At 64.1% G+C, this 2,987-nt stretch carries 4 protein-coding genes; all 4 read right to left on the reverse strand.

The features are described from left to right. Window positions 1-242: 242 nt before the first annotated feature. The gene (locus tag C7450_RS33390; protein WP_110378713.1) at window positions 243-497 is read right to left on the reverse strand and encodes a hypothetical protein; all 255 of its coding nucleotides are present in this window, start codon (window positions 495-497) and stop codon (window positions 243-245) included. A gap of 2 nt (window positions 498-499) precedes the next feature. Further along, window positions 500-2,113, reverse strand: a complete 1,614-nt coding sequence (gene tnpC / locus C7450_RS33395; protein WP_110378714.1) for an IS66 family transposase — start codon at window positions 2,111-2,113, stop codon at window positions 500-502. Between the two features lie 63 nt (window positions 2,114-2,176). Then, entirely contained in the window at window positions 2,177-2,524 is a 348-nt protein-coding gene (gene tnpB / locus C7450_RS33400; RefSeq protein ID WP_110378715.1) for an IS66 family insertion sequence element accessory protein TnpB, read from the reverse strand. Then, window positions 2,521-2,889: an IS66-like element accessory protein TnpA gene (gene tnpA, locus C7450_RS33405; protein WP_110378716.1), complete on the reverse strand. Its 369-nt coding sequence runs from the start codon at window positions 2,887-2,889 to the stop codon at window positions 2,521-2,523. Before tnpA ends, tnpB begins: the two co-directional genes overlap by 4 nt. Window positions 2,890-2,987 lie beyond the last annotated feature (98 nt).

The raw sequence follows: 2,987 nt of genomic DNA on the forward strand, positions 1-2,987 counted from the left end.
TGTAACCGGCCGATCAGGACCCAGGTTTGGGTTTAGAGTCCCCGATAGGGGATCAGGAAACCCCACGCCTTTAGGCGGCATGGGATAAGAGGCATTTATGCGTTTCCAAATAGCCGAGGTTCATTCTGGCTCAGCGGGTGCAAATGTAGCATGCGGACACACGTTGAGCTTTGGAGATTAGCGTCAGTCCGCCGAACGGCGGACCGATCCGGCTTTGAGCCGTAACCTGAAGCCACCGGCTTTTAGCCGGTGGAGTGTTCACCGGCCGCGGCCTGGGCGTCACGGGCCGCATCCTGCTTGTGGATTTCGACGAGCTGGCGCAGGTTCTCGATTCCGAAGTCGGTGAAGGCGAGCGTGTATTCGTTGCCGACGCCGTAGACGCCGATGAGGCCGTCCTCGGGTTCCATCTCGATGCTGATCTCGTGCAGCCAATCTTCGCCCTCGCCGAGAAGCTCGGCGACATAGGCGAGCGTGAAGAGGTGAGAGACGGCGGCCATCGTCAGGCCGCCTGATCCTGAGGGACGGCCAATGGCTTCCAGTTCCAGGGAAGCAGTTCATCGAGCCGGCTGACGATGTGGTCGTTGATGCGGGCGAGCACGTCGGCAAGATAGTCCTGCGGGTTGAGGCCGCACAGTTTTGCCGTCTCGATGAGGGTCATCGCATCGGCGATGACCTCGCCTCCGGCATCGGAACCGGCGAACAGAAAGTTCTTTCTTCCGATGCAAACGGGACGAATGGCGCGCTCGGCGACATTGTTGTCGATGGCGACACGGCCGTCCTCGAGGAACAGCGTGAAGGCATGCCAGCGGTTGAGCGCGTAGCGCATCGCCTTGGCAAGGTCTCCCTTGCCGGGGATGCGGGCAAGCTCCGCCTCGCACCCGGCGCGGAAGGCCTCGGCGCGCGGCCGGCTTTCCTTTTGACGAATGGCCAGCCGCTGCGCCGCCGACGTCCCGGTGATCCGCCGCTCGATGTCATAGAGGGCGCCGATCCGGTCGAGCGCTCCCTTGGCGATCGGAGAATTGGTCGCCTTCCACACGTCATGGAAATCCCTGCGCAGGTGCGCCCAACAGGCCGCCTCGCGCACACGCACGGCGCCTTCGGCATCGGGTTTGTAGAGCTCCTTGAAGCCGGCATAGGCATCGGCCTGCAGAATGCCCTTGAAGTCGGCAAGGTGGCTCTGCGGATGTTCGCCCTTCCGGTCGGGTGAGAACCAGTAGGCGGCCGCCGGCGGATCGCCGCCGCCCCATGGGCGGTCATCGCGCACATAGACCCAGATGCGGCCTTCCTTGACGCCGCGGGCCTTGCCCTTGAGGCGCTGTTTGGGATCGAGGACCTTGATGGGCGTGTCGTCGCCATGCAGGCGGTCGGCGGTCATCACCTCGGCCTTGATCAGCGCGCTTAAGGGCCGCAGCACGGCGACAGTCTGGCCGCACCAGTCGATCAGCGTCGAGCGCGGAATGTCGGCACCGTGGCGGGCAAAGATCTCGCTCTGCCGGTAGAGTGGCAGATGATCGTCGAACTTCGACACCAGGATGTGCGCAAGCAGGCCCGGTCCGGCCATGCCGCGGGGAATGGGACGCGTTGGCGCGGCCGGCTGCACCATCGTCTCGCAATGGCGGCAGGACTTCTTCAGCCGCGCAATCTCCACCAGCTTCAGCTTGGCGTCGATGAAGTCGAGGATCTCGGCGACGTCCTCGCCGACCAGGCGCAGCGGCCCGCCGCACTCGGGACACGTCTCACCCGGGTCGAGCACGATACGCTCGCGCGGCGTGGTCTCCGAAACGCGCGGCTTGCCGCGGCGGCGCCGCGACCGGAACGGTGTCTCTTCCCGGGTCTCGTTCTCTTCGGGCTCTGGCGCGGTGTCGGCCGCGGCCATGGCGACCTCGAGGTCTTCGAGCGCAAGCTCCAGCTGCTCGATCTCGCGCTCGATCTTCTCCGAGCTCGACCCGTACTTCTGCTTCCTGAGCCGTTCAATGCGGATTCTGAGCGCCTGGACCAGCGCCTCATAGGCGCGCTCGGCGGCGGCAAGCCGGGCAATCTCCTCGTTCTTGGCGGCGATGATCGCCTTCAGCGCGGAAGGGTCGTCGGGAAGTGATTCGAGGCCGCTTGCCATGTCAAAATCCTAGCAGAAGGTGCCCGCGATAGACAGCATTATCTATTGGAATCAATGAGATAATTAGACCACCCGGGCCGGCGGCGCGCTCCATGCCGGACGCCGCCAGTCGATGCCTTCCCAGAGCATCGCGAGCTGCGCCGACGTCAGCCGCGCGGTCCCGTCTGCCGGAGCAGGCCATGGAAAACGGCCCTTCTCGAGAACCTTGTAATAGAGGCAAAAACCCTGCCCATCCCAAGTCAAAAGCTTGATCCGATCACCTCTGCGCCCGCGAAAGGCGAACACCGCCCCCGACGCCGGGTTCCGCCGCAGAACCTCCTGGGTCAGCGCAGCAAGCCCGGTTATCCCCTTGCGCATATCGGTCACCCCACAGGCGAGGTAGACGCGAACGCCAGCTCCCGGCCCGATCATGCCGTCTCCGCAATCCGGATGACCCGCGCCAGCAGACTGTCAGGCAGATTGCCCATGATCCGTATCGTGCGACCATTGCGAAGCCCGATCTCCAGCCGCCGATCGTCCACTGCGAAGGCGCTGCCCGATGCCCGAACTTCACCGCCATGAAGCTCGACAGGCAGGAAATGTGGTGCTTCCTCCGCGCGCGACCCGCGCCGCATGTCCCGGCGCCACTGATAGATCTGCTGGCGGCTGATGTCGTGCCGGCGCGCAACGTCCGCAACCGTTGCACCGTCAACCCCAACTTCCGACAGAATCTGAAGCTTCTGCTCGGTCGGCCAGCGCCGCCGCCGCTCCACGCCGATCAAAACCTCTTGCCGCATCGCTCACCTCCTTAACGACGTCAATAACGACGTCGTTAACGACGTGAACTTACCGGTTCAGACGCCTTCGAATAAGGCGGTGCTTATCGGCCGGTTAC

It is taken from the genome of Chelatococcus asaccharovorans, from assembly GCF_003201475.1.
GTDB lineage: Bacteria > Pseudomonadota > Alphaproteobacteria > Rhizobiales > Beijerinckiaceae > Chelatococcus > Chelatococcus asaccharovorans.

What these genes read in the sequence shown, in the direction of transcription:
- C7450_RS33390 (WP_110378713.1), bottom strand. Translation starts at nt 497, where the DNA reads ATGGCCGCCGTCTCTCACCTCTTCACGCTCGCCTATGTCGCCGAGCTT.
- tnpA (WP_110378716.1), bottom strand. Translation starts at nt 2,889, where the DNA reads ATGCGGCAAGAGGTTTTGATCGGCGTGGAGCGGCGGCGGCGCTGGCCG.
- tnpB (WP_110378715.1), bottom strand. Translation starts at nt 2,524, where the DNA reads ATGATCGGGCCGGGAGCTGGCGTTCGCGTCTACCTCGCCTGTGGGGTG.
- tnpC (WP_110378714.1), bottom strand. Translation starts at nt 2,113, where the DNA reads ATGGCAAGCGGCCTCGAATCACTTCCCGACGACCCTTCCGCGCTGAAG.